This is a genomic window from Kitasatospora sp. NPDC005751 (assembly GCF_040630835.1).
In the GTDB taxonomy this organism is placed as follows: domain Bacteria; phylum Actinomycetota; class Actinomycetes; order Streptomycetales; family Streptomycetaceae; genus Kitasatospora.
The window spans coordinates 233,128-257,020 of record NZ_JBEXYC010000002.1 but is presented as its reverse complement, the minus strand read 5'-3'; the positions used below and the strand labels follow the sequence as shown (position 1 = coordinate 257,020).

Here is a 23,893-nt window from a genome sequence, read left to right as displayed (position 1 = left end):
GCGGGTCCGCTCGCCCCGGCCCCGGGGGATGTGGCAGGCTCACCGCCTGTCAGTCGTACACGTGTTCCGGTTGTGACGGCGCAGGCCGGTGCCGGTGAGCATCCGGAGGAGTGTCCGTGGCCCTGCCCCGCGCGCTGCGTGCCAAACCGGCCGTGCTGGCCGCGGCCGGCGCGCTGCTCGCCGCCGGCGCGGTGGTGCTGGCCGGCCAGGACGGCCGGGCCGACGGCGACCGCCGGGACGCGCCCGCCCGCAGCACGCTCACCCTGGGCGGCGCCGGGCGCACCCTGGCGCCGGAGGTCGGCCGCGAGCTGCTGGCCCGCGACCCGCAGGCCTCGCCCAACGCGCGGGCCGTCCAGCAGTTCCTCGCCGACCTGGAGAGCGCGGCCCGCGCCGGCCGCTCCGGCGGGACGGTGATCGGCCAGCACGTCGAGGCGCACAACGAGCTCTACAACCCCGAGTACGGGGACTACCGGGGGACCAAGCCGGTCGGCTACTACTACAAGAAGGCCGCCGACATCACCGGCCGGCTGCCCGGCTTCGTCGAGACCGACCTCGGCCCCGGCTACGGCCAGACCGGCTGGGGCGTCGGCAACCCGCGCTCCTACTCGGCGGGCCGCTGGCCGGCCTGCGCGGTCGGCTGGCAGTACACCGACGACGCCGTCGACCTGATGACCGCCGTCTGGTCCGGCCACCCGCGCCCGGACGACGGCACCTACGGGGCGTCGGGCACCCAGAAGAACTGCGACGGCACCAGCACCGAGCTGCCCGACAACGGCGGCGGCCCGGCCGGACTGGTCGGGATGTCCTTCCACGAGCCGTACCCGGGCTCGGACGTGAAGTCCTTCGACCGGGTGCTCTGCTCGGCCTCGCCCGGCGCGAAGGACCCGGGCTGGTTCGGCCGGGTCGTCGACAGCGCCGGCGACACCCCCGAGTACCGCGCGCTGCTGACGGACCTCTCCTTCCTGGCGGACCACCTGGAGTACCTGGCGGCCCACGACGTGCCGGTGCTGCTGCGGCCGTACCACGAGATGAACGCGGCCGACTGCGCCCGCGGCTTCTGGTGGTCGGGCCGCAAACCCGCCGACTACCAGGCGCTCTGGCGGATCACCTACCACTACCTGGTGGAGACCAGGGGCCTGCACAACCTGCTGTTCGCCTGGACGCCGGTCTCCTGGGACGGCGCCCCGGGCGTCGATCCGTGGGACTACTACCCGGGCGCGCGGTACGTCGACGTGGTCGGGGTGGACGACTACAGCGGCAGCCCGGCGCACCCGATCGGCACCGGCGAGGTGTGGACCAAGCGCTACTACGACGGCCTGGCCGGCTACGGCAAGCCGCGGATCCTGGCCGAGTCCTTCGCCGCGCCGGTCAACTCCCGCCAGCCGGACACCCTGCGGCGGACCCCGTGGACGATCTGGACGGTCTGGGGTCAGTCGCTGACGGCGGACAACCTGACCCCGGACCAGCCCCGCAACTCCAACGCCGACGTCAAGGCCACCTACGGCAACGGCCTGGCGCTCACCGGCGGCTCCGGCCCGTTCGGCGCGGACGTCGACTGGAGCGGTCTGCACGTCCGGTGAACCGGCCGGTCTCGTCCGTGAGATCGACAACACGTCCGCACCCTCCTGAACCGGGGGAATTCCTGGTCCGTTCGCGCGTGTGGCATCCTGTGGCCCGGAATCGAACGGGTTGAAGCCGGGTGCGCCCGGCAGGGGCGGGGGTACGGGAGATGACACAGGCGCGTCCTGACCGTCCGGCCGGTGGCCTCGCGGTGGCCTGGGGGGCGGTGATGCTCGGCTGGGCGGTCTACAACTGCTTCTGGCAGGTCGGCTTCGCCACCTTCGCCAAGGGCGTCTTCTACTACGGCGGCTCCTCGGTGGGCGCCGAGACCGGCAGCCTCAACTTCGCGGTGCTGTACCTGACCTCCGGCATCCTGCTGCTGCGCGGGCGGGACTGGGCACGCGGCGTGGTGGTCGGCGTGGCGCTGGTCGAGGGCTACAACCGGGTGCGCAGCCTGACCGGCGCGCTGCTGGACGCCCCGCAGCGCCGGTGGTTCACCGGCACCACCGAGGGCTGGCTGAAGCTGGCGACCTTCGGGCTCGGGGTGGCCGTCACCGCGACGCTGGCGGTGCTGCTGGTCGTCTCGCTGCGCCGGACCGGATCCCGCTGGGCGCCGGCGCCGGGCCCGTGGGCGGCCGCCGGGCAGCCCTCGCCGTTCCAGCCGCTGCCCGCCCAGCAGTCGGGGCAGCAGCCCGGCCAACTGCACTGGTCGCTGCTGCAGACCCTGCCGCAGGACCAGGCTCCCGGCCACCCGCCGACCCAGCCCCAGCAGCCCGCGCAGGCCTGGCCGCAGCCCCAGCAGGTTCCGCAGCCCCCGCAGCCCCAGCAGGCTCCGCACCCCCCGCACGACCGGACGCAACCCGGCTGGACCCCACCGCCGGCCGCCGTCCCGCCGCAGCCCCCGCAGCCCCAGCACTCGTGGCCGGCCCCGCCGGTGACGCCCGGACCGGTTCCGCCGGCCCCGGGGACGCCGCCCTACCCGGGGTAGCGAGCAGGACCCGCCGGCCCGGACCGGCGGGGTGAACGGACAGACGCAACAGACGAGGAACGACTTTCGCCATGACAGCACCAGCACCCGCGCGGACGGTACTCACCACGTCCCGCGAGGCCGCTCGGCTCGCCGACCGGCAGATGTCGTGGAAGCCGCGCATCGTCCCGTTCTACCTCTCGTTCGTGATCATCTTCGGCTTCTCGCTCTGGGCGTACGTGCCCAACCCGACCCCGCTCGGCTGGGCGATCACGATCCTCTGGGGCATGCCGGTCTTCGGCGTGCTGATCGGCTTCCAGGGTGTGCTGATGGTCCGCCGCCGGCTGCGCAAGGCGAACCGGATGACCCCGGCGGTGCCGGTCGACGACGACTACCTGATCGTCCTGGTGCCGACCATCGGCCGGCACGACACCTACCCGGCGCTGGAGCGCTCGGTGCTGTCGTACGTCGACCACCTGCCCGCCTACTTCCCGTGGATGCGGGTGGACATCCTCACCGAGGAGGGCTGCGCGGCCGGCGAGAAGATCGACGAGCTGGCCGCCCGCAACCCGCTGATCCGGGTGGTGACCGTCCCGAAGGCCTACCAGACGCCCAACGGAACCAAGTTCAAGGCCCGCGCCAACCACTACTCGCACGAGCTGCGGATCGAGGAGGGCGAGGCCGAGGACGACGTCTGGGTGCTGCACATGGACGACGACACCGGGGTCGGGCCGGACACCGCCGCCGCGGTGGCCCAGTTCATCAACCGGCAGCGCCGGGCCGGGGACGACGCCAAGCACATGGCCCAGGGGATCCTGACGTACCCCCGGGAGAACGCCGTCTCCACCTTCACCTGGCTCGCCGACGCGATCCGCCCGGCCGACGACATCGCCCGCTTCCGCGCGATGACCGGGACCGGGACGCCGATCGCCGGCGTGCACGGCGAACTGCTGCTGGTGCGCTCCTCGGTGGAGGCCACCATCGGCTGGGACTTCGGCCCCGACACCATCGTCGAGGACGCCCAGATGGCGCTCAACTTCTGCGTGCGCTACCCCGGCCGCAGCGACTGGTTCAACGGCCGCTGCTACGGCGCCTCGCCGGCCGGCCTCAAGGACTTCCTCAAGCAGCGCGAGCGCTGGGCCTGGGGCCTGGTGGCGCTCTGCTTCAACAAGAGCATCCCGCTGCGGTTCCGGCTGTTCATCGGGATGGGCATGGTCAGCTGGGTGCTCGGACCGCTCCAGCACGTCGGCCTGGTGCTGCTGATCGCCTGGTTCACCGGGACGATGAACACCTCGCCGGTGACCCAGTCGGTGGTGCTGATCTGGTCGATCAACTTCGCCTACGTGATCTGGACGTACTGGGAGGGCCTGCGCCTGAACGTGGTGGGCTCGGCCGACCACCGGCGCAAGTGGTGGGAGCCGATGGCGGTGGTGGCGGCCATCCCGCTGTTCTCCCTGCTGGAGGGCTGGGGCGGGATGCGGGGACTGATCAAGTTCCTGCGCCGCGAGGAGAACAAGTTCGTCGTCATCGCCAAGCCGGCCTGACCGGCGACCAGGGGCTGCTGCCAGATATGAAACGCTTCGTCATCTTCATCCTGCCGACCGTCGTGCTCGGCCTCACCGTGGGCGTGCCGATCGTCTGGGGCGACCACCCGATCAAGTTCGACCACAAGCGCCCGACCGAGGTGCACTGGGCCGGCGCGCCGGCCGAGCAGGGCCGGGTCTGGGGCTTCGGCAAGGACGCGCCGCCGGAGGACACCGGGCCCAAGGTGGCCCGGCCGTGGGCGAAGGGCAGCCCGGAGTGGGGCGTCCAGGTGTACTGGCTGGACGACCCGGCCGACCCGGAGAGCTTCGTCCAGGGCAAGGCGGACCGCATCGTCAAGTACGTGGTCGGCCTGAACGCCAACGCGCTCTCGGTGTCCTTCCCGTTCTACACGGTGGGCAGCAAGTCCAACGCGGTCGCCGCCCGGCCGACCACCCCGAGCCCGGACCGGCTGGCGATCCTGCTGGACACCGCGCACCGGGCGGGCCTGCGCACCACCGTCCGGCCGATCCTGGACGAGGAGTCGCTGAAGCCGGCCAACAACGGCTGGCGCGGCAACATCGCCCCCACCGACCGGGACGCCTGGTTCGCCAGCTACTCGGCCTTCCTGGCGCCCTACCTGAAGGCGGCCGAGGAGCACGGCGCGACCGAGTTCACCATCGGTACCGAGTTCAACTCGCTGGAGGCCGACCCGCACTGGGCCCCGCTGGTCGAGCAGGCCGGGAAGACCTTCCACGGCGAGGTGGCCTACGACGCCAACTGGGACAACTGGTCCAAGGGCGCCGTCGCGGTGCCGACCGGGCGCACCGGCGTCGACGCCTACTTCCCGGCCAAGTCGGCCGGGGACGACGCCACCCCGGCCGACCTGGCGGCCAGCTGGAACAGCTGGCTGGACAAGCGAGGCAAGGGCCCGCAGCCGACCACCAAGCTGACCGAGGTGGGTATCCCGGCCCAGAAGGGCGCCTACAAGACGCCCGGTGACTTCTACACCAAGCGCGAGCTCAACGAGCCCGTGCAGGCCACCTGGTTCACCGCGGTCTGCCAGGTGGCGCAGGAGCGGAAGCTGGCCGGACTGTACTTCTGGTCGCTCTACTTCGGCATCGACCCGACCCTGCCCACCAACCAGGACACCCCGCGGATGGACTTCGCCGGGCGCCCCGCCTCCGAGCAGGCGATCCGCGACTGCTTCGCGCAGACCTACGCCGTCCCGGAGGGCGCGGCCGGCTGACCGGCCGGCGGGGTCGCCGCCCGGCTCGGGCCGGTGGTGGGCTTGCGGGACGGCGTGGTGGTGGGCTTGCGGGACGGGGTCGTCGAGTGGCTCGGGGACGGCTGCTCGGTCGGGGTGGCCTGTTCGGTGGCCGGCGGGGCGGTCGGCGTCGCCGGGGCGGTCGGCGTCGGCTGGGGAGCCGGCGCGTCCGGCGGCCGGACCCCGGCCAGCGCGTCCGCGATCTGCTGCTCCAGCCACGGCGTCACCAGCCGCATGCCGGCCGGCGTGAGGTGCACGCCGTCGGTGGCGGGGGAGACCAGGTGGCCGTCCCGGTCCTTCCAGAGGCAGTTGCCGCCGGGGCAGTAGAAGGCGTTCAGGTCGAGCAGCTGGACGGCGCCGCCGGAGGCCTTCACGAAGTCGCCGACCTGCTGGTTGTAGCAGGTGCCCCAGGCCTTGCTGATCGCGCCGTTCTGCACCCGCTCGTTCATCAGCAGCACCCGGGCGCCGTGCGCGCGCTCGCGGACCAGGTCCGTCGCCTGGGTGAGCTGGGCGGTGTACCGGGTGCGGTAGTCCTCGTCGCAGGGGTTGAGCCAGCTGCCGTCCAGGTACTGCTCGGCGGCGTCCCAGCCGAGGTGCAGGACGACCGCCTGCGCCTGGACGCCGTCCAGGCTCTTCGCCCAGAGCGCGGTGCGGTCGCGGCAGTCGTCCGTGGTGTCGAACTCCACCCGGGAGGTGCCGCGGACCTTCTCGGAGCCGAACACGCCGCAGCCGCTGATGCCGCCGTCGACCACCCGGAAGCGGTCGCCGTGCCGGTACAGGCCGGTGGCCAGGTCCTCGGAGAAGGAGTCGCCGAGGGCGAGTACCAGCGGCTTGTCGGCGGGGCCGCCGCGCATGTCGTGCTCGACCCAGGCGGGCAGGTACCAGGCGCCGGCGGTGGCCGTCAGCGCGGCGGCGGCCAGCAGCGGGATGGTCGGCAGCGGCCGCCAGCGCAGCACCCGCAGCCGCTCGGTGCCGGTGTGCAGCAGCCAGGCCAGCACCCAGGAGACGGGCGCGCCGATGGCCAGCAGCAGCGCCGGCGAGATGTCGTCGACGAACCGCTGGAGCAGCCAGTAGACCGGCAGGTGCAGCAGGTAGAGGCTGTAGGAGATGGTGCCGGTGAGCCGCAGCGGGGGCAGTGCGAGGAGCCGGACCAGCGGACCGCGGTCGTGGCAGAGCGAGGCGGCGAGGACGGCCGAGAGCACCGCGACGCCGGCCAGCCCGCCCCGGTACAGCCAGGGCTCGTGGTAGTTGTCCACGCTGAGGCTGGCCCAGACCAGGCCGCCCAGCGCGAGGGTGCCGACCACGGTGGGCAGCACCGTGCTCCCGGCCCCCGGACGGCCGGGCGAACGCCGCTGGGCCCGCGAGCCCGTCTCCGGACCCTCCTGGACCGTGCGGCGCAGCCGCAGGTAGACCACGAAGGCGGCGGCGGCGCCGGCCGCGAAACCGACCGCGCGGGACTCGGTGCCCAGGTAGAGCCGGTCGCTGTTGGAGCCGTTCCACATCAGCGGGGCGACGGCGGCGGCGCCGGCGAACAGCACACCGGTCACGATGCCCGCGGCCTTGAGCGAGCGGCGGCAGACGGCGTAGATCAGCAGCAGCAGCAGCGGCCAGACCACGTAGAACTGCTCGGTGATGCTGAGCGACCACATCGCGGCCAGCGGGTCGATGCCGGCGAAGTGCTGCCAGTAGGCGTCACCGCGCTCCAACTGCGCCCAGTTGGCGACCTGGGCCAGCGCGGCCAGCGCCTGCGGGCGCAGCTCCTTCACGTCCTTGAGCGGGCTGAGCAGGGCCGAGAGGAGGACCACCAGGAGCACGGTGACCAGCAGGCCGGGCAGCAGCCGCTTGGCCCGGCGGCGGTAGAAGACGCCGAGGGCGATGCCGTCGGTGCGGTCCAGCTCCCGGATCAGGACCAGGGTGACCAGGAAGCCGGAGAGGACGAAGAAGGCGTCCACACCGAACAGGCCGTTCTGGAACCAGTTGGTGTGGTAGAGCAGCACGGAGGCGATGGCGAGGCCGCGCAGGCCGTCCACCGCCTTGAAGCGCACCGACGGCGGCACCGGCCGCCGGGGGGCGGGCGGCTCCGCGGGGATCGCGTACCGGCTGCCGCGCGGCGCGGGGATCCCGCGTGCCTCGCGCATGTCCTGCAGGGTGGGTCCGCTCGCCGCGGAGGGCGCGCCGATGCCGGGCCCGTCGTACATGAGGTGCTGCTCCTCTGATCGATGGGCTATCACGACGTGTCTCGATCAGAGGTTTATATCAAAAGAGCGGCCTGATCGTTCGTCGGCCACCGGGGCAGCCGGCCGATCCGGTCCCCGGCCCGCCGCTCCGCCGCCCCCTGACCGGCGGGCCGGCCGCGGCCGGACCGCCCCCGGTGGGCCGTCAGAAGGCCATGCTGTAGACCATCAGGTCCATCCCCGGGTACGGCGCCCAGTCGCGTTCCGGGGTCCGGCGGAAGCCGATCCGCTCGTAGATGCGGTGGGCGGCCGTCATGTCGGGGCGGGTGGAGAAGGCCATCCCGGCCAGGCCGAGTTCGCGGCTGCGGGTCAGGGCGGCCCGCACCAGGCTCTCGCCGACGCCCCGGCCGCGGGCGGCCGACGCGGTGGCGAGCATCCGGATCTCGCCCTCGTCCGGGGTGGCGATGTCGGCCCACTCGGTGCCGCCCACGGCGAAGGTCACGCAGCCGAGCACCCGTCCTTCGGCCGCGTCGACCGCGACGAGGAGCTCGGCCTCCCGGGACCGGCGGGCGGTGTCGCGCAGGAGGTCGACGTACTGGCTCTCGGGCGAGGTGTAACCGTCGCCGACGAAGGCCTCGACGGTGACGTGGCCGGCTGCTTCGAGGTCCGCTTCGCGGGCCGGGCGGATGACGATGTCCATCCGGTCAGTGTGCCGGAGCCGCGGCCGGCGGCGGGCGCCGGGGCGGCCGCCCGCGGACCGGTGGCAGCGGCCGCCGCGGGGCCGGCGACGGCGGGGGTGGTGGTGGCGGCCGGGTCGGCGTCGGGGCGCAGCGAGGCGGCCGGCATGGTGCCGTAGAGCCGGTCGGGCAGCGCCGGGTCGACGGGGTACCCGCCGGGCCGGTGCCAGTTGTCGCGGCCGGTGGCGGCGCCGCGGGCCACGTCGCGCCCGATCAGGGTGCCGAGCAGTCCGAAACCGCCGACGGTCCCGACCAGGGCGAGTGCACTTGCGAGCGTGTCGGAGTCCATGGCTCCACTCTCGCGGCGCGGCAGGCCGGCCACGAGTGGCAGGAATGCCCGATCCCATCGAAATCCTGCCACCGGGCCCTTCCCCGCGGACTCCCCGGGGAGGCATCCTGGGCGGCATGCTGAAGAACGTGGTCGCGGTGGTGCTGGAGGAGCTCCACCCCTTCGAACTCGGGGTGGCCTGCGAGGTCTTCGGCCTGGACCGCAGCGCGGACGGCCTGCCCCGGTACGACTTCGCCGTCGCCGGTGCCCGCCCCGGGCCGCACCGCACCCACGCCGGCTTCTCGGTGGACGTCCCGTACGGCCCGGAGCGGCTCGCCGGGGCCGACCTCGTCGTGGTGACCGCCACCGGGGTGCGCCCGCACTACCCGGAGCCGCTGGTGGACGCCGTGCGCGCGGCGGTGGAGGGCGGTGCCAGGGTGCTCTCGATCTGCAGCGGCGCCTTCGTGCTCGGCGCCGCGGGGCTGCTGGACGGCCGCCGCTCGACCACGCACTGGCGGCACACCGCGGAGCTGGCCGCCCGGTTCCCGCGGACCACCGTCGAGCCGGACGTGCTTTACGTGGACGACGACCCGGTGATCACCTCGGCCGGCACGGCGGCGGGCATCGACGCCTGCCTGCACCTGGTCCGCCGGTTCCAGGGCGCCGAGGTGGCCCGGGGGATCGCCCGCCGGATGGTGGTGGCCCCGCACCGGGAGGGCGGCCAGGCCCAGTTCGTCGCCCGGCCGCTGCCCGAGGGGGACGGCGAGTCCCTCGCGCCGCTGCTCGACTGGATGCGCCACCACCTGGACGAGGAGTCCACCGTCGAGCAGTTGGCGGCCCGGGTGCACCTGTCGCCGCGCACCTTCGCCCGCCGCTTCCAGCAGGAGACCGGCACCACCCCGCACCGCTGGCTCACCGGGCAGCGGCTGCTGCTCGCCCAGCGGCTGCTGGAGAGCACCGCCGAGCCGGTCGACGCGATCGCCGCGCGCTGCGGCTTCGGCAACGCCGCCACCCTGCGGCACCACTTCGGCCGCCGGCTCGGCACGACTCCGCTGGCGTACCGCCGCTGCTTCGCCGAACCGGCGGCCGGCTGACGGCGGCCCGCCCGGGCCTGCCGCCGTCGGCCGTCGGCCCGCGGCCTCAGCCGAGCGTCAGGTGCCCGGTGTCGTTCCAGTGCGCCGGGCGCAGCCGCCCGGCCTCGGCCCGCCACAGGCTGGTGGAGCAGTTGCGGACCGTGTCCAGGGCCGTCAACTGCGCCTCGGTGAGCCGGTCCAGCGCGTAGCGGAGCATCAGCACCGTACAGTCGTGCGCGACCAGCAGGACCGGTCGCCCGGCCTCCTCCGCGCAGATGTCACGCAGCACGCTGCGCACCCGCAGGGCCACGTCCGCCCAGGACTCCCCGCCGGGCGGGCGGTAGTAGAGCTCGCCCATCTTGCGGCGTCTCGCGGCCTCGTCCGGGTGCCTGGCCTCGATCGCGGCCTTGGGCAGCATCTCCAGGATGCCCAGCTCCCGGTCGCGCAGCCGCTCGTCGTAGCGGACGGCGAGCGAGACCGGTACCGCGCCCAGCCCGGCGGCCTGGGCCAGCGCGATCCGGGCGGTCTCGGTGGTGCGCTCGTAGGGGGAGCACCAGACGCTGCGCGGGCGGTCGGCGCTGGGCAGGCCGGCCCACCAGCGGCCGAGCGCCTGGGCCTGCTGCCGGCCCTGGAGCGAGAGCGGGATGTCCGCGTCGCGGCAGCTGATCGGCACGCTCAGCGCGCCGGCCGCCTCGGCGAGCTGGAACTCGACGTTGGCGGTGGACTCGCCGTGCCGGGTGGCGATCAGCACGGACGGCAGCGGGCCGGGGGCCGTCACCGGCGCGGTGTGCGGGGCGGGCGCCGCCGGGTAGGGCGCCGCGGTGACCTGCGGGCCGGGCCGGTGGGTGGACTGGTGCTGACCGTTGAGTGTGGTGCCGAGCTCTGCCATCGCCGCTGCTCCCCGTGGGTCGATCGGGTGCCGGCCGGATGCCGGTCCGGTCTGGTGGTGCCCTGCATGTGCGGCCGTTCATACATATGATCGCGCCGCCTCCTCCAGTGTTCACGGAGGAGGCGGCGCGGTCACAGGGCGCGCGCGGAGCGAATCAGTGCGCCGCCACGGGCTCCGGCGCGTTCTTCAGCTCTTCGTCGCCGGATTCGGCGCTGTAGTCGCCCGGCCGGGTCTCGTCCGGCCCGTCCGGCGCCTTGACCGCCCGGAGCACCAGGGTGAGCACCACCGAGACGACCAGGTTGAGCACGAAGGCGGTGAGGCCGATGTAGCCGAGCTCGCCGATGCCGGGGATCTCGGCGGCGTTCCCGCCGAAGTGCTTGGTGGCGGGGCTGGCGATGTCGTACGCCTCCCAGGTGCCGTAGATCATGCCGACCGCCCAGCCGGCGAACAGCGCCCAGTGGTGGAACCACCGGGTGAACAGGCCGCCGACGATCGAGACGAAGGTCTGCAGGATCCACAGCCCGCCGAGCAGCTGCAGGTTGATCGCCGCCTGCTTGTCCATGCTGAGCACGAAGACCAGCGCGCCGACCTTGACCAGCAGCGAGGCCAGCTTGGCGACCCTGGTCTCGTCGGCGGGGGTGGCGGCCGGCTTCAGGAACTCCTTGTAGACGTTGCGGGTGAAGAGGTTGGCCGCCGCGATCGACATGATGGCGGCCGGCACCAGCGCGCCGATCCCGATCGCCGCGAAGGCCACGCCGGTGAACCAGTCCGGGAACATGTTCTCGAACAGCTGCGGCACCGAGAGCTGGGCGTTGAACTTCTTGTCGCCCTTGCCGATGCCGGCCGCGATCGCCATGAAGCCGAGCAGCGCCAGCAGGCCCAGCATCAGCGAGTAGGCGGGCATGATCGCCATGTTGCGGCGGACGGTGTTGCGGGACTTCGAGGCCAGCACGCCGGTCACCGAGTGCGGGTACATGAAGAGCGCCATCGCGGAGCCGATCGCCAGCGTGGCGTACGTCCACTGCTTGTTCTCGGGCACGGTGAGCGAGCCGGCCGACTTGGGAGCGCTGAACTTCTCGCCGACGGCGTCGAAGATGTGCCCGTAGCCGCCGAGCCGCAGCGGGATGTAGATCACCGCGACGATGATCACGATGTAGATCAGGGCGTCCTTGACGAAGGCGATCAGCGCCGGCGCCCGCAGCCCGGAGGAGTAGGTGTAGGCGGCCAGCACGCCGAAGGCGATGAAGAGCGGCAGGTCCTTGACGAACCAGTTGGCGTTCTCCCCGCCGCCGACGCCCAGCACGTCCAGCACCGCCTGGATGCCGACCAGCTGGAGCGCGATGTAGGGCATCGTGGCCAGGATGCCGGTCAGCGCCACGACCAGGGCGAGCGGCTTGGACCCGTACCGCCCGCGCACGAAGTCGGCCGGGGTGACGTAGCCGTGCACCCGGGAGACCGACCAGAGCCGGGGCAGGAAGAGGAAGACCAGCGGGTACGCGATGATCGTGTACGGCACCGCGAAGAAGCCGGCCGCGCCGGTCGCGTAGACCGCCGCCGGGACGGCGACGAAGGTGTAGGCGGTGTAGAGGTCGCCGCCGAGCAGGAACCACGTCACCCAGGTCCCGAAGCTGCGGCCGCCCAGGCCCCACTCGTCCAGGTGCAGGGCGTCGTCGGCCCGGCGCCAGCGCGAGGCCATGAAGCCCATCACGGTGACCAGCACGAAGAAGAGGACGAAGACGGTCAGGGCCGGTACGTTGACGCCGGTCATCGCGCGCCACCCGCCTTGCGGGCCTTCTCGTCCCGGTTGATCAGCAGGTACGCGGCCACCGTGAAGACGGCCGAGACCGGCACCCAGAGCAGCTGGTACCAGTAGAAGAAGGGCACCCCGCCCGCCTCGGGGTCGGTCTTGTCGTACGAGGACACCCAGAGCATCGCGACGATCGGCACGAGCAGGGCGAGCCCGGCCAGGACCCGTTCCGGGGTCACCGCCGGCACGGCCGCCGGGCCCGGTGGCTCGGGCATGACAGGTTCGGTGGCAGCAGGATCTGACGACATGGTTCGGCTCCGCTCCAGAGGGCTCACCCCGACGGCGCCGCAGCCCCGGAGCACCGCACAGCCCCCCGGAACCCGCCGAGCAGCACCACTGGTGATCGACAGTCAATACGGCTGCGAAATCTAGAGCATGGCGTGATCTGTGTCACCGGGAACGACAGAACTTCCCGCATTCCGGACGCTCCGCGCGCCGGGGCGGGCCGCCGCGCGCCGGGGCGGGCCGCCGCGCGCCGGGCCCGTACACGAAGGCACCGGCGTACGCCGTGCGTACGCCGGTGCCGGGAGAGCGGTGGGGGAGCGGCCGGAAGCCTACTCGGGGCGCTTGAGCCGGGTGATGAACTTGTACCGGTCGCCGCGGTAGATGGACCGCACCCACTCGACCGGGGCGCCGTCCGCGTCGAAGGAGTGCCGGGCGAGCTGGAGCATCGGCAGCCCGAGGTCGGAGCCGAGCAGCCCGGCCTCGCGCGGGGTGGCCAGGGTGGTCTCGATGGTCTCCTCGGCCTCGGCCACCGTGACGCCGTACACCTCGCGCAGGGCGGTGTACAGCGAGTTGTGCTTGGCCAGGTTGCGGCGCAGGGCCGGGAAGCGCTTCGCGGAGAGGTGGGCGACCTCGATGGCCATCGGGTCGCCGTTGGCCAGCCGCAGGCGCTCGATCCGCAGCACCCGCCCGCCGGGCTTGATGTCCAGCAGCGGGGCCAGCCGGTCGTCGGCGGTGATGTAGCCGATCTCGATCAGCCGGGAGGTGGGCTCCAGGCCCTGGGCGCGCATGTCCTCGGTGTAGGAGGTGAGCTGGAGCGCCTGGGCGACCTTGGGCTTGGCGACGAAGGTGCCCTTGCCCTGGATGCGCTCCAGCCGCCCCTCGACCACCAGCTCCTGGAGGGCCTGGCGGACGGTGGTGCGCGAGGTGTCGAACTGGGCGGCGAGTGCCCGTTCGGGCGGTACCGGGGTACCGGCCGGCTGGGTCTCGGTGAGCTGCAGCAGATGCCGCTTGAGGCCGTAGTACTTGGGCACCCGCGCGGTGGCGTCCGCGCCGGTCTGCGCGGGGAGGTTCTTCACCTGGGGGTCGTTGACCTGGGCCGTGCTGCCCCCGTCGCTGCTCATCGGACCTGTCTCCCGCTTCTCGCGGGGTCTTTGGGCGCCCCGCCGCATCGTTAACAACTCACATCGTTGCATGTATGGCTACGGAACGAATACCTCATCACGCGATGAACGATGTGCGGTGTCGGCTTGATAACGGGTGGTCCGGATCGGTCTAAGAGCCGTTGACAGGCCCATTGGTCTAGGCCAAGCTCCAGGCATCTGGTCTACACCACTAGATCGGTAACTATGAATCCCCCCACCCGTTCGATGGGGTCCGCGGCACCTTTCCTCCCGCTTTATGTGGGTCTGCCGCTGCCACCCGACGGGGGTCACTCAGGCATCCCTCAGGAGGATGGCGTGAAGCGTCAGCTCATCGCGGCGGTCGGCGTCGCAGCAATGGTCGTCGGCCTGGCGGCTTGTGGTTCGGACGCCAAGAGCGACGGCGACAAGGCCGGCTCGTCCTCGTCCGCCGCCAAGAACTACAGCGGCAAGACGCTCAAGGTGTGGCTGATGTCCGGCTCGGCCCCCAAGGGCTGGGACGACGCGGTCAAGACCGAGTTCGAGTCCACCTACCCGGGCTCCAAGGTCGAGTACCAGATCCAGGAGTGGACCGGCATCGGCCCCAAGGTCACCGCCGCGCTGTCCGAGGGCTCGGTCGACGTCCTCGAGGTCGGCAACACCCAGACCGCGGGCTACGCGGCCACCGGTGGTCTCCTCGACATCACCAAGGACAAGGCCGCCCTGGGCGGTGCCGACTGGAACGACAACCAGAGCGAGTCCGCGATCCTGGACGGCAAGCAGTACGCCGCCCCGTGGTTCGTGACCAACCGCGTGGTCGCCTACAACAAGGAGATCTGGGGCAAGGCGAACATCACCACGCCGCCGAAGACCCTGGACGAGTTCTACGCCGACCTGGAGAAGGTCAAGGCCGTCCCCGGCGTCACCGACCCGATCTACATGCCGGGCCAGGAGTGGTACACCTACTTCGGTCTGCTCACCAGCGAGGGCGGCAAGCTGGCGAAGAAGGACGGCGACAAGTGGGCCGGCGGTCTGTCGACCCCCGAGGCGCAGAAGGCCTTCGACACCTACAAGAAGCTGCAGAGCTACTCGGCCACCGCCGCCAAGGACGGTGACGAGGCCAAGCCGCAGCAGAAGGACGTCTTCGCCAAGGGCGACATCGGCTCGATCATCGGCCTCGGCTGGGAGATCCCGACCGAGAAGGAGATGCCGAAGGAGAAGATCGGCTACTTCCCGCTCCCGGGCAAGACCGCCGACAAGGCCTCCGGCGTGTTCCTCGGCGGCTCGAACCTCGCCATCGCCCAGGCGAGCAAGAACACCGACATGGCCAAGGACTTCCTGAAGATCGCCCTCAACGACAAGAACGAGGGTCTCGTCGCGGGTGCCGGCAGCATCCCGAACAAGAAGTCGCTGGACGACAAGGTGGTCGGCGACTTCGCCGCCGCCGCCAAGGTCGCCGCCTCCTCCGGCGGGATCACCCCGACCACGCCGAACTGGGCGAGCGTCGAGAACAACCCGAACCCCATCAAGGAGTTCCTGACCGGCGCCCTGACCGGTGACTACGCCGCGGCCGCCAAGAAGGCCGACGACGAGATCGCCAAGCGTCTGAACGCCAAGCAGTAGTAGTCGAGCGGCGTCGCTCACCGGCCCCCGGCGGGGGGCCGGTGGGCGGCGCCTGTCCGTCGTGGTCAGGTTCCAGGAAGAGAGAACGATGGCTGTGCATTCGGAGCGGGTGCAGACACAGTCCCCGGACACAGGGAAGGCTGCTGTGGCCACTATTGAGACGAGCGTCGCCGGCGGCGCCGAGGGCACTCCGAAGAAGAGCACCAGAACAGCGGGCGGACCGGGCTTCGGCACGCGGTTCGCCCCGTACCTGCTGCTGCTGCCGGCCACCGTGGTGACCCTGGGCCTGCTGGGCTGGCCCCTGCTGAAGACCGTGCTGGTCTCGTTCCAGAACCTGAACGCGCGCCAGCTCGTCCAGCACCTGACCGAGTGGAACGGCTTCGAGAACTACACCGAGCAGCTGACCAACGCCGACTTCTGGGCGGTCACCGGCCGGACGGTGGCGTTCACCCTGGTCAACGTGGTCCTGATCATGGTCGGCGGTTCGCTGGTCGGCCTGCTGCTCAACCGGCTCGGCAAGAAGATGCGGCTGGTGCTCTCGGTCGGCCTGCTCCTCGCCTGGGCCATGCCGGTGGTCGCCGCGACCACCGTCTACACCTGGCTGTTCGACACCCGCTTCGGTGTCGTGAACTGGTTCCTGGACCAGCTGGGCTGGCACTCGATGGCCGCCTACAACTGGACCGGCAGCCAGTACTCCACCTTCTTCGTGATCATCCTGCTGATCGTCTGGGGCTCGATCCCCTTCGTGGCGTTCAACATGTACGCCGGTCTGACGACCATCCCGAAGGAGCTCTACGAGGCGGCCCGGATGGACGGCGCCGGCCCCGCCAAGATCTTCACCTCGGTGATCTTCCCCAGCCTGCGGCCGTTCTTCCTGGCCACGACCTTCCTTGAGGTCATCTGGGTCTTCAAGGCCTTCACCCAGGTCTACGCGATCAAGGCGGGCGGTCCCGACTCGCTCACCCGGACGCTGCCCGTCCACGCCTTCCTGGAGGGTTCCGGCGCCCAGCACTACGGGACCGGCGCCGCGATCGCGGTGCTCACCATCCTGATGCTCGGCGTGCTGATGGCGTACTACTTCCGGATCATTCTGAAGCAGGAGGACGAGCTGTGAGGCGCTCGCTCATCGGACGTACCTGGCCGAACGTGATCGCGCTCGTCCTCTTCGTCTTCTTCATCTTCCCGGTCTACTGGATGGTCATCACGGCCTTCAAGGACGACAAGGACATCGTCAGCCGGACGCCGGTCTTCCTGCCGATCCACGCGACGTTCGACCACTTCACCACGGCGGTCAACGCGCCCAAGTTCTGGACGTACGTCACCAACAGCTTCACGGTGACGGTCGTCGCGGTGCTGATCTCGCTGGTGATCGCGACCCTGGCGTCCTTCGCCATCGCCCGGATGCGGTTCCGCGGCCGCAAGGCCTTCGTCCTGGTCGTGATGGCGGCGCAGATGGCGCCCTGGGAGGTCATGACCATCGCGGTCTACCTGATCGCCCGCGACAGCGAGATGCTGAACAGCCTGGTCCCGCTGACCGCCTTCTACATGATGATGGTCCTGCCCTTCACCATCTGGACGCTGCGCAGCTTCATCGCCGCCGTCCCGAAGGAGCTGGAGGAGTCGGCGATGGTGGACGGCTGCACCCGCACCCAGGCCTTCGTGAAGGTGATCTTCCCGCTGCTCGCCCCGGGCCTGATGTCGACCTCGCTGTTCGGCTTCATCACCGCGTGGAACGAGTTCCCCCTGGTCCTGATCCTGAACAAGACCGAGGGGCAGACCCTGCCGCTCTGGCTGTCCTCGTTCCAGACCAACTTCGGCACCGACTGGGGTGCCACCATGGCCGCCTCGACGCTGTTCGCCCTCCCGGTGCTGATCCTCTTCGTATTCCTCCAGCGCAAGGCCGTCGGTGGCTTGACCGACGGTGCAGTGAAGGGCTGACGCGACGTGAGCATCCTTGTCCCCACCCTCCCGGCCAGCGACCAGCTGCACCGTGACGCGCTGACCGTCCTGCAGCCCGGCTTCGTCGGCACCGAGCCCCCGGAGTGGGTCCGCCGCCACCTCGCGGCCGGCCTCGGTTCGGTCGCGCTCTTCGACCGCAACGTCACCGGTCTCGACCAGCTGTCGGCGCTCACCAGGGCGCTGCGCGAGGAGAACCCCGACCTCCTGATCGCGATCGACGAGGAGAGCGGCGACGTCACCCGCCTGGAGGCCGGCTCCGGCTCCTCCTGGCCGGGCAACTTCGCCCTCGGCGCGATCGACGACCCGGCGCTGACCCGCGACGTCGCCCGCGAGCTGGGCCGCGCGCTGGCGGCCGCCGGCGTCAACTACAACTGGGCGCCCACCGCGGACGTCAACTCCAACCCGCGCAACCCGGTGATCGGCGTCCGCTCCTTCGGCGCCGACCCGGAGCTGTGCGCCCGGCACACCGCGGCCTGGGTCGAGGGCCTGCAGTCGGCCGGCGTGGCCGCCTGCTCGAAGCACTTCCCCGGGCACGGCGACACCGCGGTCGACTCGCACCACGGCCTGCCGGTGATCGACGTCGACCTGGCGACCCTGCGCGCCCGCGACCTGATCCCGTTCCAGGCCGCCATCGCGGCCGGGACCAAGGCCGTGATGACGGCCCACATCATGATCCCGGCGCTCGACCCGAAGCTGCCGGCCACGCTCAGCCCCCGCGTGCTGCGCGACCTGCTGCGCGCGGCCCCGGCCGACGGCGGCCTCGGCTACCAGGGCCTGATCGTCAGCGACGCGATCGAGATGGGCGCCATCGCCGACACCTTCGGCATGGGCGAGGGCACCGTCCTGGCCCTGGCGGCCGGTGCGGACGCGATCTGCGTCGGCGGCGGGCTGGCCGACGAGGACACCGTGCTGCTGCTGCGCGACGCCATCGTGGCGGGCGTGCGGGCCGGCAAGCTCCCGGAGGAGCGGCTGGCCGAAGCCGCCGACCGGGTGCGCGCGCTCGGCAGCTGGGGCCGGATCGCGGCCCAGGGCGAGCGGCTGGAGCCCGATCTGGCGGTCGGCCTGCGGGCCGCCCGCCGCGCGCTGCGGGTGGTCCGGGCACCGGGCCGGGAGGCCCTGCCGGTGACCGAGCGCCCGTACGTGGCCTCGTTCTCCGACGAGCCCAACATCGCCGTCGGCGCGGTGACCCCGTGGGGCGTGGCCGACATGCTGGCCGACCGCTTCCCCGGCACCCGCACCCGGGAGGTCGGTCCGAAGGACGCCGCCCCGGAGCAGCTGGACGCGCTGGTCGCCGAGGTGGTGGCCGGCGCCGAGGGCCGCCGCCTGGTGCTGGTGGTCCGCGACGCGCACCGCTACGCCTGGATGTCCGCCGCGCTGTCCCGGCTGGTGGCGGCCCGCCCGGACGCCGCGGTGGTCGAGATGGGCCTGCCGCAGTCCGAGCCGGTCGGGGCGCTCCACATCGCCACCCACGGCGCCGCCCGGGTCTGCGGGCTGGCGGCCGTCGAGGTGCTCACCGGCCAGTCGGGAGCGATCGGCTGAGGTCCCGTCGGACCGTGACCCCGGGGGCCGGGAAGGCCTCCGCGAGCGGGCCCGTCATGCGCATGGCGCATGACGGGCCCGTTCCGTTTTCCCGCCGTTGGCCCTGCGGCGTTCCCAGATGACGGTGTTCCCTCAAATCAGCCTTAAGGCAGCCTTAAGTTCTACTTAGGGTGATGACGTCGCAACTGATCGCCACGGGCTACAACAGGTCTGCAACGTCCTTGTCGGCCAGGCCATTTGGCGTTGACACCGCCAGTGGTCTAGGCCAGGCTCCAGTCCATCCGGTTCGAACTTCAACCTCACCGGATGTGGTATAGGCCCTTCCTGAAGCACTTCGCCGTCCCCGCCCGGATCCCTCCCGGCGGACGCGCCATCACGCTGCCGGCGGGCACAGGCTCTAGCACCCTCGGAGGATGGCGTGAAGAAGCGTCAGCTCATGGCGACGTTCGGGATCCTGGCGCTCGCCGCCGGATTGACGGCCTGTTCCTCGGGCGGCTCGCCCTCGGGGGACGGCAAGGCCGCCACGGCGGACCCGAAGTCCGCCACCGGCACGGTCACCGTCTGGCTGATGGACGACGCCCAGAAGAACTGGCCGGACCTCGTGCAGCGGGTGAACGACGAGTTCGCGGCGAAGTACCCCAACGTCACCCTGCGGCTCGCCTACCAGGGGTGGGCCGACAAGGTCGGCAAGCTGGACAAGGCGCTCGCCGAGGGCAACGCCCCCGACGTGGTGGAGCTCGGCAACACCGAGACCATGAAGTACGTGCTCGCCGGCGCGCTGGCCCCGGTGGAGCGCTCCAGCTTCGACAACTCGGACGCCTGGATCAAGGCGCTCGCCAACACCTGCACCTACCAGGACAAGCTCTGGTGCGTGCCGTACTACGCGGGCGCCCGGGTCGCCATCTACAACGCGACGGCCTTCCAGGCGGCCACCGGCAGCGCGGAGTTCCCCAAGACCGAGGACGACCTCAAGGCGGCCCTGGACAAGGTCGCGGACAAGAACAAGGCCGACAAGGGCTACTCCGCGCTCTACCTGCCCGGCCCGTACTGGTACGCCGCGATGAGCTACGTCTCCGCGTACGGCGGCGCCATCGCCCGCTTCGACAGCGCCGGGAACTGGCACGGCACGCTCAGCGACCCGAAGTCCCAGCAGGGGCTGAACCACTTCGTCGACCTAGTGCGCAAGTACAACAAGGGCGACCTGGCGGTCAACGAGCAGAACCAGTTCGAGGCGATGGCCCGCGGCCACGCCGGGGCCTTCTACGGCAACGGCTACGAGGCCTCCAGCGTGACCGCGCCGGTCACCGGCGACCCGACCCTCAAGGACGCCGTCAAGCTGGCCACCATGCCCGGCCCGGGCGGCAAGCCGCTGCCGACCTTCATCGGCGGCTCGGACCTCGCCGTCACCGCCAAGTCGCCGTCGGCCGCGCTGGCCACCGACTGGGTCCGGATGTTCACCAGCACCAAGTCCCAGCAGGCGCTGGCGGACAAGGACATCCTGCCGAACAACCTCACCCAGCTGAACCCGCTGAAGAGCAAGCCGGCGACCGCCGCCGCGGCCAACGCGGTGCCGGACGCCTGGTTCACCCCGCTGGCGCCGGGCTGGGGCGCGATCGAGAAGCAGAAGATCCTGCCCGACATGCTCACCGCGATCCTCAAGGGCAACAAGCCGGTGGACCAGGCCGCCAAGGAGGCGGACGCCGCGATCGACCAGCTGATCAACAAGCAGGGCTGAGCCGCGCCGGCGGGGCCGGCGCCCCGGGGAGAGCCCCTTCCGGACCACCGGGAGGGGCTCTCGGATGTGCCGCGCGGGGGACTCCCCGTACGATTGCCGCAGGAATCACGGAACCACCGCAGCGAGTGTGCGGACTCGCCGCCGTAGAGGTCCTCGCCGGGCATCCCCGTCCGGGCGGGGTCGAACCATCTCATCGGAGGCACATCCTGATGTCCGACCCGCAGACTGCTCCCGTCCCCGGCCGGATCATGGCGGCGGAGATGGCCGAGCAGCCGGCCGTCCTGCGGCGCATCCTCGACGAGGGCGCCCCGAAGATCTTCGACATCGCGGCCCGGATCGCCGCCCGCAACCCTCGCTTCGTCCTGCTCACCGCGCGCGGCACGTCCGACAACGCGGCGCTCTACGCCAAGTACCTGGTCGAGATCCTGCTCGGCAAGCCGGCCGGTCTGACCTCGATGTCCACCACCACCGCGTACGGCGCCAAACCGGACCTCACGGACGTGCTGGTCGTCACCGTCAGCCAGTCCGGCGGCTCGCCGGACCTCGTCGCCTCCACCAAGGCGGCCCGCGAGGCCGGTGCGATCACGCTGGCGGTCACCAACAACGCCTCCTCGCCGCTCGCCGAGGTCTCCGAGTTCCACATCGACGTGCTGGCCGGCCCGGAGAAGGCGCTGCCCGCCACCAAGACCTACACCGCCGAGCTGCTCTCGCTCTACCTGCTGGTCGAGGGCCTGCGCGGCGGCGACGGCACGGCCGCCCGCGAGCTGCCGGAGCTGGCCGCCGGCATCCTGGCCCGGCAGCCCGAGGTGAAGGCCCTGGCCGAGCGCTACCGCTTCGCCCAGCGCCTGGTCATCACCTCGCGCGGCTACGGCTACCCGACCGCCCGCGAGGCGGCGCTGAAGCTCATGGAGACCACCTACATCCCGGCCTCCCCGTTCTCCGGCGCCGATCTGCTGCACGGCCCGCTGGCCATGGTCGACAACGTCTCCCCGGTCATCGCGATCGTCCCGGAGGGCAAGGGCGGGGAGGCCCTGCAGCCGGTCCTGGACCGCCTGCGCGGCCGCGGCGCGGACCTGGTGGTCATCGGCCAGCGGCAGCAGGTGGACGCCGCCTCGGCGGGCTTCGTGCTGCCGGCCGGCGTACCCGAGGAGGTCCAGACGATCCTGGAGATCCTGCCGCTGCAGCTGCTGGCCTACGAGGTCACCATCGCCCGCGGCCAGGACCCGGACGCCCCGCGCGCCCTGGCCAAGGTCACCGAGACGCACTGAGCGCGGGCGCCACGAACGCCGCACCCCCGTCCACGGGCCGTGGACGGGGGTGCGGCGTTTGAGCGGCCGGAGCGGTCCGCGGGTGTCCCGCCGGGGCGGGGAGCGCCCCCGGCCGGGGGCGGGAAGCACTACGGGCCACGGCGCCGACACGGGACCCTCAACCCATGCGGCACCGCAGCCCGGAGCTGTCGTCGGGTACCGGGACGACCGAGAACTGTGCGGGGTCCTCGCTCGGCGGTATCCGACCGAGGAGCGGCGTCGCGCGGTCAGGGCAGTTGCGCGGCGGCCTCTCCTTGGTGCTCTTTCATTGTGGACTAGACCAATCTGGGTTGTCCAGGGGACCCCGAAAATTGGTCTGGACAACCTGCGGCGACCCGCGCGCGGGCGGGTGCGCCACGTCCGCGCCCGGGACCTGGAGCTACGCTCGCCATGTGCCCTCGCTGAACGAACTCGTCCGCCGCCACACCACCCTGACCGGTGCCGACGTGGACTGGCTCCACATGCTGGTCTCGGAGTGGCAGCTGCTCTCCGACCTCTCCTTCGCCGACCTGGTCCTGTGGATCCCCACCTGGGACGGCATCCGGTACGTCTCGGTGGCCCAGATGCGGCCCAACACCGGGCCCACCTCCTACCAGGACGACATGGTCGGCCACCTCGTCCCGCGCGGCCGCCGGCCCCTGCTCGACGCCGCCTTCGACGAGGGGCGGATCGTGCGCGAGGGCGACCCGGAGTGGCGCGAGGAGGTGCCCGTCCGGGTCGAGTCGATCCCGGTGCGGCGCGAGGGCAAGGTGCTCGGCGTGATCGCCCGCAACACCAACCTGCTGACCGTCCGCACCCCCAGCCGGCTCGAACTCACGTACCTGCAGAGCGCCTCCGACCTGGCCCAGATGATCGCCGCCGGGACGTTCCCGTACCACGGTGTCGAGCAGACCGACATGGACGCCGCCCCCCGGGTCGGCGACGGCCTGATCCGGCTCGACGCCGACGGCATCGTCACCTACGCCAGCCCCAACGCGCTCTCCGCCTACCACCGCCTCGGGCTCACCACCGACCTGGTCGGCAGCCACCTCGGCCGGGCCACCGCCGAGCTGGTCCCGCCCTCGCGGTCGGCGGTGCACGAGGCACTGGTGAAGCTGGCGAGCGGCTGGGCGCCGCGCCAGACCGAGGTCGAGGTGCAGGGCGGGGTGGTGACCCTGCGGGCGATCCCGCTGAAGCCCAAGGGCACCCTGACCGGCTCCCTGGTGCTCTGCCGCGACGTCACCGAGCTGCGGCGGCGCGACCGCGAGCTGATGACCAAGGACGCCACCATCCGGGAGATCCACCACCGGGTGAAGAACAACCTGCAGACGGTGGCGGCCCTGCTGCGGCTGCAGTCCCGCCGGATGGACTCGGACGCCGGCCGGGCCGCGCTGGACGAGGCGGTCCGCCGGGTCGGGTCGATCGCGATCGTGCACGAGACGCTCTCCCAGGCGCTGGACGAGCAGGTCGCCTTCGACGAGATCGCCGACCGGGTGCTGGCCATGGTGATGGAGCTGTCCCAGGACGGCCGGGTGGCGACCCGGCGCAGCGGCAGCTTCGGCATCCTCTCCGCCGAGGTGGCCACCCCGCTGGCGATGGTGCTCACCGAGCTGCTGCAGAACGCGCTGGAGCACGCCTTCGGGCCGTCCGCCTCCGGGAACCTGGAGGTCAGCGCGTTGCGCGGGCGGGCCCCGGCCACCGGCATGGGCTGGTCGGACAGCTGGAACGGCGGCGCCCGGCCGGAGGAGTACCTGCTGATCACCGTGCAGGACGACGGCCGGGGCATGCCGGAGGGCTTCGACCCGCAGCAGGCGGGCAACCTCGGGCTGCAGATCGTCCGGACCCTGGCCACCGGGGAGCTGGGCGGCACCTTCGACATGGTGGCGGGACCGAACGGCGGCACCAAGGTGATCCTGGAGATCCCGGTGCCCTGAGCCGTCCCGGCTCGACGGACACGGCGCGGCACCCCGAGGCGCAGTGGAGTGTGTCGGGGGCGTGTACCCGCAACGGGCGCCGGGTGCGCACCTCCGCACCACCGCAGGTGGCCATCGGGAAGCGCCCCGAACGGCGGGTGGCCGCCGCGCGTGACCGGACGCGGAAACAGAAACGAGGCCCTGTCGACCGGGGGGGGTGGGTCGACAGGGC

18 protein-coding genes are annotated in these 23,893 nt (G+C 71.9%); 12 read left to right on the top strand and 6 right to left on the bottom strand.

Annotated features, from left to right (window positions below; genetic code table 11):
• Positions 1-116 precede the first annotated feature (116 nt).
• The 4 genes from ABZ497_RS03815 to ABZ497_RS03800 all read left to right on the top strand — a co-directional run bounded on the left by ABZ497_RS03815 (position 117) and on the right by ABZ497_RS03800 (position 5,297).
• On the top strand, positions 117-1,580 hold the full coding sequence (locus ABZ497_RS03815; protein WP_359803227.1) for a glycosyl hydrolase: 1,464 nt from the start codon (positions 117-119) through the stop codon (positions 1,578-1,580).
• A gap of 149 nt (positions 1,581-1,729) precedes the next feature.
• Complete coding sequence (locus ABZ497_RS03810; protein WP_359803226.1) at positions 1,730-2,548, top strand: hypothetical protein; 819 nt, start codon at positions 1,730-1,732, stop codon at positions 2,546-2,548.
• A gap of 71 nt (positions 2,549-2,619) precedes the next feature.
• Positions 2,620-4,071 carry a glycosyltransferase family 2 protein gene (locus ABZ497_RS03805; protein ID WP_329489538.1) on the top strand — a complete coding sequence of 484 codons (1,452 nt, stop codon included), beginning with the start codon at positions 2,620-2,622 and terminating at the stop codon, positions 4,069-4,071.
• Positions 4,072-4,097: 26 nt separating this feature from the next.
• Positions 4,098-5,297 carry a hypothetical protein gene (locus ABZ497_RS03800; RefSeq protein WP_359803224.1) on the top strand — a complete coding sequence of 400 codons (1,200 nt, stop codon included), beginning with the start codon at positions 4,098-4,100 and terminating at the stop codon, positions 5,295-5,297.
• Here the strand turns inward: ABZ497_RS03800 and ABZ497_RS03795 are convergent.
• Positions 5,267-7,513, bottom strand: a complete 2,247-nt coding sequence (locus ABZ497_RS03795; protein WP_359803222.1) for an acyltransferase family protein — start codon at positions 7,511-7,513, stop codon at positions 5,267-5,269. The genes ABZ497_RS03800 and ABZ497_RS03795 overlap by 31 nt on opposite strands.
• A gap of 181 nt (positions 7,514-7,694) precedes the next feature.
• Positions 7,695-8,189, bottom strand: coding sequence for an N-acetyltransferase (locus ABZ497_RS03790; RefSeq protein ID WP_359803220.1), 495 nt, complete (start codon positions 8,187-8,189; stop codon positions 7,695-7,697).
• A gap of 442 nt (positions 8,190-8,631) precedes the next feature.
• On the opposite strand from ABZ497_RS03790, the gene ABZ497_RS03785 reads away from it, so the two are divergent.
• Entirely contained in the window at positions 8,632-9,588 is a 957-nt protein-coding gene (locus ABZ497_RS03785) for a helix-turn-helix domain-containing protein (protein WP_329489542.1), read from the top strand.
• 46 nt (positions 9,589-9,634) lie between these two features.
• On the opposite strand, the gene ABZ497_RS03780 is transcribed toward ABZ497_RS03785, so the two are convergent.
• The 4 genes from ABZ497_RS03780 to ABZ497_RS03765 form a co-directional block, all read right to left on the bottom strand.
• The gene (locus ABZ497_RS03780) at positions 9,635-10,456 is read right to left on the bottom strand and encodes a histidine phosphatase family protein (protein WP_329489543.1); all 822 of its coding nucleotides are present in this window, start codon (positions 10,454-10,456) and stop codon (positions 9,635-9,637) included.
• A 154-nt stretch (positions 10,457-10,610) separates the two neighbouring features.
• Positions 10,611-12,224, bottom strand: coding sequence for a monocarboxylate uptake permease MctP (mctP, locus tag ABZ497_RS03775; protein WP_352293106.1), 1,614 nt, complete (start codon positions 12,222-12,224; stop codon positions 10,611-10,613).
• On the bottom strand, positions 12,221-12,478 hold the full coding sequence (locus ABZ497_RS03770) for a DUF3311 domain-containing protein (RefSeq protein ID WP_329489545.1): 258 nt from the start codon (positions 12,476-12,478) through the stop codon (positions 12,221-12,223). Before ABZ497_RS03770 ends, mctP begins: the two co-directional genes overlap by 4 nt.
• A gap of 339 nt (positions 12,479-12,817) precedes the next feature.
• Positions 12,818-13,609, bottom strand: a complete 792-nt coding sequence (locus tag ABZ497_RS03765; RefSeq protein ID WP_359803217.1) for a GntR family transcriptional regulator — start codon at positions 13,607-13,609, stop codon at positions 12,818-12,820.
• 336 nt (positions 13,610-13,945) lie between these two features.
• Between ABZ497_RS03765 and ABZ497_RS03760 the strand changes: the two genes are divergently transcribed.
• From ABZ497_RS03760 to ABZ497_RS03730, 7 genes are all read left to right on the top strand, one after another.
• Positions 13,946-15,229, top strand: a complete 1,284-nt coding sequence (locus ABZ497_RS03760; protein WP_329489547.1) for an extracellular solute-binding protein — start codon at positions 13,946-13,948, stop codon at positions 15,227-15,229.
• An 88-nt stretch (positions 15,230-15,317) separates the two neighbouring features.
• Positions 15,318-16,343: a sugar ABC transporter permease gene (locus ABZ497_RS03755; protein ID WP_329489548.1), complete on the top strand. Its 1,026-nt coding sequence runs from the start codon at positions 15,318-15,320 to the stop codon at positions 16,341-16,343.
• On the top strand, positions 16,340-17,167 hold the full coding sequence (locus tag ABZ497_RS03750; RefSeq protein WP_329489549.1) for a carbohydrate ABC transporter permease: 828 nt from the start codon (positions 16,340-16,342) through the stop codon (positions 17,165-17,167). Before ABZ497_RS03755 ends, ABZ497_RS03750 begins: the two co-directional genes overlap by 4 nt.
• A gap of 6 nt (positions 17,168-17,173) precedes the next feature.
• Positions 17,174-18,727: a glycoside hydrolase family 3 protein gene (locus ABZ497_RS03745; protein WP_329489550.1), complete on the top strand. Its 1,554-nt coding sequence runs from the start codon at positions 17,174-17,176 to the stop codon at positions 18,725-18,727.
• Between the two features lie 418 nt (positions 18,728-19,145).
• Entirely contained in the window at positions 19,146-20,462 is a 1,317-nt protein-coding gene (locus ABZ497_RS03740) for an extracellular solute-binding protein (protein WP_329489551.1), read from the top strand.
• A gap of 209 nt (positions 20,463-20,671) precedes the next feature.
• On the top strand, positions 20,672-21,730 hold the full coding sequence (locus tag ABZ497_RS03735) for an SIS domain-containing protein (RefSeq protein WP_359803214.1): 1,059 nt from the start codon (positions 20,672-20,674) through the stop codon (positions 21,728-21,730).
• A gap of 431 nt (positions 21,731-22,161) precedes the next feature.
• A complete protein-coding gene (locus ABZ497_RS03730; RefSeq protein WP_329489553.1) occupies positions 22,162-23,682 on the top strand; it encodes a PAS domain-containing sensor histidine kinase in 1,521 nt (506 codons plus the stop codon).
• Positions 23,683-23,893: the final 211 nt, after the last annotated feature.

Bases quoted from the DNA above. Each gene is read 5' to 3' on its own strand.
- ABZ497_RS03810 (WP_359803226.1), top strand. From the start codon at position 1,730: ATGACACAGGCGCGTCCTGACCGTCCGGCCGGTGGCCTCGCGGTGGCC.
- ABZ497_RS03805 (WP_329489538.1), top strand. From the start codon at position 2,620: ATGACAGCACCAGCACCCGCGCGGACGGTACTCACCACGTCCCGCGAG.
- ABZ497_RS03800 (WP_359803224.1), top strand. From the start codon at position 4,098: ATGAAACGCTTCGTCATCTTCATCCTGCCGACCGTCGTGCTCGGCCTC.
- ABZ497_RS03795 (WP_359803222.1), bottom strand. From the start codon at position 7,513: ATGTACGACGGGCCCGGCATCGGCGCGCCCTCCGCGGCGAGCGGACCC.
- ABZ497_RS03790 (WP_359803220.1), bottom strand. From the start codon at position 8,189: ATGGACATCGTCATCCGCCCGGCCCGCGAAGCGGACCTCGAAGCAGCC.
- ABZ497_RS03785 (WP_329489542.1), top strand. From the start codon at position 8,632: ATGCTGAAGAACGTGGTCGCGGTGGTGCTGGAGGAGCTCCACCCCTTC.
- ABZ497_RS03780 (WP_329489543.1), bottom strand. From the start codon at position 10,456: ATGGCAGAGCTCGGCACCACACTCAACGGTCAGCACCAGTCCACCCAC.
- mctP (WP_352293106.1), bottom strand. From the start codon at position 12,224: ATGACCGGCGTCAACGTACCGGCCCTGACCGTCTTCGTCCTCTTCTTC.
- ABZ497_RS03770 (WP_329489545.1), bottom strand. From the start codon at position 12,478: ATGCCCGAGCCACCGGGCCCGGCGGCCGTGCCGGCGGTGACCCCGGAA.
- ABZ497_RS03765 (WP_359803217.1), bottom strand. From the start codon at position 13,609: ATGAGCAGCGACGGGGGCAGCACGGCCCAGGTCAACGACCCCCAGGTG.
- ABZ497_RS03755 (WP_329489548.1), top strand. From the start codon at position 15,318: ATGGCTGTGCATTCGGAGCGGGTGCAGACACAGTCCCCGGACACAGGG.
- ABZ497_RS03735 (WP_359803214.1), top strand. From the start codon at position 20,672: ATGTCCGACCCGCAGACTGCTCCCGTCCCCGGCCGGATCATGGCGGCG.